The organism is Angustibacter speluncae (assembly GCF_054777815.1).
Genome location: NZ_BAAHAF010000186.1, coordinates 975 through 7,279 on the forward strand (window position 1 = coordinate 975; position 6,305 = coordinate 7,279).

Annotated in this window: 5 protein-coding genes; 3 read left to right on the top strand and 2 right to left on the bottom strand. The window is 77.0% G+C overall.

What is annotated here, in order from left to right:
• Together ACYVKY_RS20320 and ACYVKY_RS20325 are read right to left on the bottom strand one after the other, a co-directional pair.
• On the bottom strand, positions 1 to 581 hold a 581-nt coding region (locus ACYVKY_RS20320; RefSeq protein ID WP_460436803.1), incomplete at its 3' end, for a DUF4129 domain-containing protein.
• A complete protein-coding gene (locus tag ACYVKY_RS20325) occupies positions 578 to 1,831 on the bottom strand; it encodes a hypothetical protein (protein ID WP_460436804.1) in 1,254 nt (417 codons plus the stop codon). The genes ACYVKY_RS20325 and ACYVKY_RS20320, both read right to left, overlap by 4 nt.
• A 92-nt stretch (positions 1,832 to 1,923) precedes the next feature.
• Between ACYVKY_RS20325 and mtrA the strand changes: the two genes are divergently transcribed.
• From mtrA to ACYVKY_RS20340, 3 genes are read left to right on the top strand one after another with little or no spacing between them, the layout of a single operon-like run.
• Positions 1,924 to 2,601: an MtrAB system response regulator MtrA gene (mtrA, locus tag ACYVKY_RS20330; RefSeq protein ID WP_460436805.1), complete on the top strand. Its 678-nt coding sequence runs from the start codon at positions 1,924 to 1,926 to the stop codon at positions 2,599 to 2,601.
• Positions 2,602 to 2,608: 7 nt separating this feature from the next.
• Positions 2,609 to 4,354 carry an MtrAB system histidine kinase MtrB gene (gene mtrB, locus ACYVKY_RS20335; RefSeq protein WP_460436806.1) on the top strand — a complete coding sequence of 582 codons (1,746 nt, stop codon included), beginning with the start codon at positions 2,609 to 2,611 and terminating at the stop codon, positions 4,352 to 4,354.
• Positions 4,347 to 6,158: an LpqB family beta-propeller domain-containing protein gene (locus ACYVKY_RS20340; protein ID WP_460436807.1), complete on the top strand. Its 1,812-nt coding sequence runs from the start codon at positions 4,347 to 4,349 to the stop codon at positions 6,156 to 6,158. Before mtrB ends, ACYVKY_RS20340 begins: the two co-directional genes overlap by 8 nt.
• Positions 6,159 to 6,305: the final 147 nt, after the last annotated feature.

A 6,305-nucleotide genomic window follows, 5' to 3' on the forward strand; every position in this document is an offset into this window, starting at 1 on the left:
GCGGCGTCGTCGGCCGCGCGCACCCGCTCGTGGTGGTCGGGGGTGGCGGTGCGGTCGCCGTAGGCGACGTCGTCGAACACCCGGGCGGCGTCGGCGAGCGCGTCGGCCACGGCGGGCAGGAGCGCCCCGGCCTCGCCCGCGGCCTCGTCGGCCGTGCGGCCGGGGCGCGGGTCGAGCACGGTGCGCTCCTCGAGCCCGCGGACCAGGGCGCGGAAGCGGTCGAGCACGGCGGCTCGCCAGTCGCCCGCCGCCACCGCGGCGTCGGCGCGGGCGCGGTAGCCGGTGGCGGTCACGTGCTCCTCGAGCCCGATCTCGCCGGCGCCCGCCGTGCCCGTGCGGGCGGCCGCGCGCAGCGGGCCGGTGCGCCGGACCACGAGGGCGACGACGCCGACGACGACCGCGAGCAGGACGAGCAGCAGCAGCGGCGAGGTGGGTCCCTCGGCGCTGTTCAGGGCGTCCTGCAGCGCCTCCCAGACCCGCTGCAGCAGACCGGGCCTCGCCCTGGCGTAGGCAGGGTCCGTGAGCTCCTGCTCCAGCCACTGCCGGGCGGTCGGCTCGTCGGGGACGACCGGGACGCTCACGGCTGCTCGGCCGCGCGCGCCAGCTCGACGTCGAGCCCCTCGCGCCGGATCCGGTGGTCGACGTAGAGCAGCGTGCAGACCCCGGCCTGGAACGGGTACAGCACCGCCGAGGTGACGATGCCGGCGAGCGCGGTGACGAGCAGCTGCAGCGGAGCCACGCCGGCCGCGGCGAGCGGGTCGTCGGGGTTCGCGAAGGCGATGCCGCCGCTCACCAGGAAGGCCGGGAACGCGAGCACCTGGCTGGCGACCCCGACGATGACCGAGGCGAGCACGAGGATGCCGACGCTGCGCCAGAACGGCCCGGTCCACAGGCCACCGACCAGCGCGTGCACCCTGCGGAACGCCTGCACGGGCCCGGCGCGCTCGAGCATGACCGCGGGCGTCGCCACGCTGGTGCGCACGGTGAGCCACAGCCCGGCGAGCAGCGCGGCCGGCAGCGTGAGCACGTACAGCAGCAGCAACCACGGCGTGACGATGGCGAGGAACGCGGGCACCAGCAGCAGCAGGACGATGCCGAACCCGATGAGCACGCCGATGCCGACGAGCCCGAGCAGCGCCCCCATCCGCGGCCACGCCGCCCGCCACGCGTCACCGAACGAGGCCCGGTGCCCGGTGACCGCGCGGCTCACCGGCACGACCAGCACGCCGTTCAGCAGCGCGAGCCCGATGGCGGTGACGGCGGCGGTGACCATCCACCCCAGGCCGTACACGCCGAAGACGTCGGCGAGCTCGTCCTCGCTCACCGTCGCGGCCGTGGCGGGGTCGGTGAGGCGCGCGAGCTCAGGCCCCATCAGGCCCTGCAGCGCGACGGCCATCAGCGTGGTGAGGCCGCCGATCAGCGCCGCCCAGCCGATGGTGGCCGCGGGGTTGCGCCGCATCACCTGGAACGCGCCGTCGTAGATCTCGCCGAGGCCGAGCGGCCGCAGCGGCACGACACCGGGCCGCGGCGCGAGCGGGACGGGCGGCGGGACCGGCGCGCCCTGGCCGTACCCGTAGCCGTACCCGGGCGGCGGGGGCGCGGCCGGACCGGGTGCCTTGGTGAAGTCGGGCGGGACCGGGGAGCCCGTCGGCTGCCCCCACTGCTGCGGTGCCGGGTGGGCCGGCGGGACCGGCGGGTGGGCCGCCGGCGGGACGGGCGCGGTGGACGGCGGCACGCTGCCGGGGGCCGCCCAGCCACCGCCCGCAGGTGCGGCCGGGCCGGGCGCGTCGTCGTCCGGGCCGCCCCCCGGCGGCCGCCAGTCCTGGCTCACGTCGTCCCCCCTCGTGTGGCGCGGTCCGGCCGATCCTCCCACGTGGGCCGGTGCTCCCACGCGAGCGAGGGGGCAGGTGAGACCATGGCCGCATGAAGGGCCGCATCCTCGTCGTGGACGACGACACCGCGCTGTCGGAGATGATCGGCATCGTCCTGCGCGGGGAGGGCTTCGAGCCCTACTTCTGCGCGGACGGCGACGGCGCCCTGGAGGCGTTCCGGGCGGCGCGCCCCGACCTGGTGCTGCTCGACCTGATGCTCCCGGGGAAGGACGGCATCGAGGTCTGCCGCCAGATCCGCGCCGAGTCGGTCGTCCCCATCGTCATGCTCACCGCCAAGAGCGACACCGTCGACGTCGTCCTCGGCCTCGAGTCGGGCGCCGACGACTACGTCCCCAAGCCGTTCAAGCCCAAGGAGCTGGTGGCCCGCGTCCGCGCCCGGATGCGGCGCACCGACCAGCCGGTGCCCGAGTCGCTCACCATCGGCGACCTGTCGATCGACGTCGCGGGCCACGCCGTGCGCCGCGGCGACCAGCAGATCCAGCTGACGCCGCTCGAGTTCGACCTGCTGGTCGCGCTCGCGCGCAAACCGTGGCAGGTGTTCACCCGCGAGGTCCTGCTCGAGCAGGTGTGGGGGTACCGGCACGCAGCCGACACCCGGCTGGTGAACGTGCACGTCCAGCGGCTGCGGTCCAAGGTCGAGCGCGACCCCGAGAACCCCGAGGTCGTCGTCACGGTGCGTGGTGTCGGGTACAAGGCCGGACCCGCCTGACGGCGGCGTGCCGGACGCCGACCCCGAGGTCGTCGCGGACGCCGCGCCGCCGCCCCGTCCGCCGCTGCGCCGCGTGCTGCGGCCGGTGGTCGTCGGCGGGCGACGGGTCGCCCACCTGTGGCGCAGCTCGCTGCAGCTGCGGGTGGTCAGCACCACGATGGCGCTCGGCCTGGTCGCCACGCTGCTCGTCGTCGCGTTCGTCGCGGCGCAGGTGAGCGACCGGCTGCTCGAGTCGCGCCGCGAGCAGGCCTTCACCGACGCCGAGCGCGCCACCCGCGACTTCCAGGACACCGTCCTCAGCTACGACCCCGCGACGACGCGGGGCACGATCGAGAGCTTCGTCCTCGACAGCCTGCAGCAGGTGTCGGGCACGGGCGGCGAGTCGGTCGTCGGCATCCTGCTGCTGCGCAGCGCGGACGCGCCGGCGGCGGCGGAGCCGGTGTACGACCTGGCGTCGGGCAGCCTGCGCCCGGGCGTGGTGCCGCAGGACCTGCGCGACGAGGTCACCGGCAGCGACCTGCAGCAGTCGCGCTCGGTCGCGCTCACCACGCCGACCGGGGGCGAGGTGCCCGGGCTGCTCGTCGGCCAGCTCGTCGACGTGCCCGTGGCGGGCCCGTACGAGCTGTACTTCGTGGTGAGCCTCGAGACCGAGCAGCAGACCCTGCTGGCGGTGCAGCGCGTGCTCGCGATCGGCATGGCGGGCCTGGTGCTGCTGCTCGGCGCGATCGCGTTCGTCGTCACCCGGCAGGTCGTCACGCCGGTGCGGCAGGCGGCCGCGGTGGCGGCGCGGCTGTCCGACGGCCACCTCGACGAGCGGATGGAGCGCCGCGGCGAGGACGACCTGGCCCGGCTCGCCGGCTCGTTCAACGAGATGGCCGAGAACCTGCAGGACCAGATCGTGCGGATGGAGGAGCTGTCGCGCCTGCAGCGGCGGTTCGTCTCCGACGTCTCGCACGAGCTGCGCACCCCGCTGACGACGATCCGGATGGCCGGCGAGGTGCTGCACGACGGGCGCGAGTCGTTCCCGCCGGCGCTGGCCCGCTCGGCCGAGCTGCTGCAGACCCAGCTCGACCGGTTCGAGGCGCTGCTGGCCGACCTGCTCGAGATCAGCCGGTTCGACGCCGGGGCGGCGGCGCTCGAGGCGGCACCCGCCGACGTCACGGTCATCGTCCAGCAGGTGATCGAGCTCGCCGTGCCGCTGGCCGAGCGGCGCGGCTGCGAGCTGCGCTCGCACGTGCCGCGCGTCCCCGCGATGGCCGAGGTCGACGCGCGCCGGGTCGAGCGCATCGTCCGCAACCTGGTCGTGAACGCGGTCGAGCACAGCGAGGGCAACCCGGTCGACGTCTACGTGCGCGCCGACGCCGACGCCGTGGCGGTGCTGGTGCGCGACAACGGCGTCGGGCTCCGGCAGGCCGACGTGCAGCGCGTCTTCGACCGGTTCTGGCGCGCCGACCCCGCCCGCGCCCGCACCACCGGCGGCACGGGGCTCGGGCTGGCGATCGCGCTCGAGGACGCCCACCTGCACGGCGGGACGCTCGAGGCCTGGGGCGAGGTGCGGGTGGGGTCCGACTTCCGGCTGACGCTCCCGCGGCGCGCGGGCTCGGTGCCGGCCGGCTCGCCGCTGCCGCTCGGCGCCCGGCGTCCCGGGTCGCCGCCCGAGCGCCCGCTGCGGGTGGTGTCGCACCCCTCGCGCGAGGACCCGCCCGGCCCGACCGACCTGCCCGCCCCGGACGGGGAGCGCGTCGGTGGCTGACGGCCGCCCCGCCCGGCCCGGGCGTGCCCGCCCGCACCGCCGGGCGGTCGTCACCGCGGTCGCGCTCGCGCTGCTGACCGGGTGCGCGTCGATCCCGACCGAGGGCCCGGTCATCGAGGGCGCCCCGGTCGGCGAGGACGTCTTCCGCCGGGTCGTGCCGCCGCCCGCGGCGGGTGCCGCGCCGGTCGAGATCGTCCGCGGGTTCCTCGACGCCTCCGCCGGTGCGGGCACGGCCGTCTCGACCGCGGGGTCGGGCGACCGCGACTACGAGGTGGCCCGGTCGTACCTCAGCCCGCGGATGGCCACCGACTGGCGTCCGACCGACGAGACCGTCGTGTACCCCGGCGCGCGGCCGCAGGTCGCCTTCCCGGACGCCGCGGGCGACGTGCCCGGCAGCGCGGGCGACGGCACCGGGGCGTCCGACCGGGTCACCGCCCGCATCGACGTGCCGGTGCTCGGGACGGTCGACGCGTCCGGCCGGTACCAGCAGGCGCCGCCGGGCACCGTCCGCTCGGTCGAGCTGACCGTGCAGCGGGGTGCCGACCGGCAGTGGCGGATCGCCAGCACCCCCGACCTGGCGCTGGTGTCGAGCTCGGACTTCGACGCCGTCTTCCGTGCGTACCGGCTCTACTTCCTCGACCCGACCAGCAACTACCTGGTGCCCGACCTGCGCTGGTTCCCGCAGTCGGACTCGACCCGCACCCGGCTCGTCGCCGAGCTGCTGCAGGGTCCGTCGTCGTGGCTGTCGCCGGGGGTCGTGACGGCCTTCCCGTCCGGCACCCGGATGGCGGCGCCGCAGGCGGTGCGGGTCGACGGCGGCGTGGCCACCGTGCCGCTGACGTCGGCGGCCCGCTCGGCGAGCCCGCAGCAGCGCCAGCTGATGCGCGCGCAGCTGCTGGCGAGCCTGCGCGCCTCGCTCGGGGTCACCCAGGTGCGCCTCGTCGTCGACGGCGGCGAGCTGGCGATCGAGGACCCCGCGAGCGCCGTGCGCCGCGACCCCGACGTCGCGCCCGGGGCGGTGCTGCTGCAGGGCGAGGTGCCGGTGCTGCTCTCCGGCGCCGTCCCCGAACCGATCCCGGACCTGCCTGCGCTCGACGGCCTCGGCCCGAGCCACCCGGCGCTCGCCTACGACGGCGGCGTGCTCGCCGTCCTGGCGCAGGAGCGCAGCCAGCTGCGCACCCTCGCCCCGGGCGACGAGCAGGTCTCCGAGCCGCTGGTCGTCGGTGCCGACCTGACGCCGCCTTCGTTCGACTGGCGCGGCAACGTCTGGACCTCCCCGGCGGTCTCCGACGGCACGGTCCAGGTCGCGCAGCCGGGGGTGGCGGCCGGCGGGGTCGAGGCGCCCTGGCTGGCCGGGCGCCGCGTCTCCTCGCTGCGGGTCTCCCGCGACGGCACCCGCGCGGTGCTCACCTCGGTGACCGCCGAGGGGGTGCCGTCGGTCGACGTCGTCGCCGTGGTGCGCGACGGCGACGGCGTGCCCGTGCGGCTGTCCGGTCCGCTGCAGCTCGCGCTCGGCACGCCGCTGGCGGCCGTCCGCGACGCCGTCTGGACCGGGGAGGACGGGATCGCCGTGCTCGCCCGCCCGGCCGGTGCGGCCGACGTGGCGGTGCTGCCGGTGCAGATCGGCGGGACGGCGCAGGCACCGCTCGCCCCCGTGCCGGGCGCCACCGACCTCGCCGCGGGCAACGGTCCGCGCAGCCTGCTCGTCACCACCGCCGACGGGCGGGTGCTGCAGCAGGAGGGCTCGTCGTGGGTCGAGCTGCCCGAGGCCGCGGGCCTGGTGCAGCCCGCCTTCGAGGGGTGACGCGCCCCGTCGTCCACAGGGGGCTCCGCGGGCGGGTTCCGTCCACAGGCCGCGGTCGGCGCCGCCCGGCGCGGGTCGCGGCCGGGCACGCTCCCCGGGTGCGCCACGCCCGGCACCGCGCCCCCGGCCGGTCGCTCCTCGACCGGT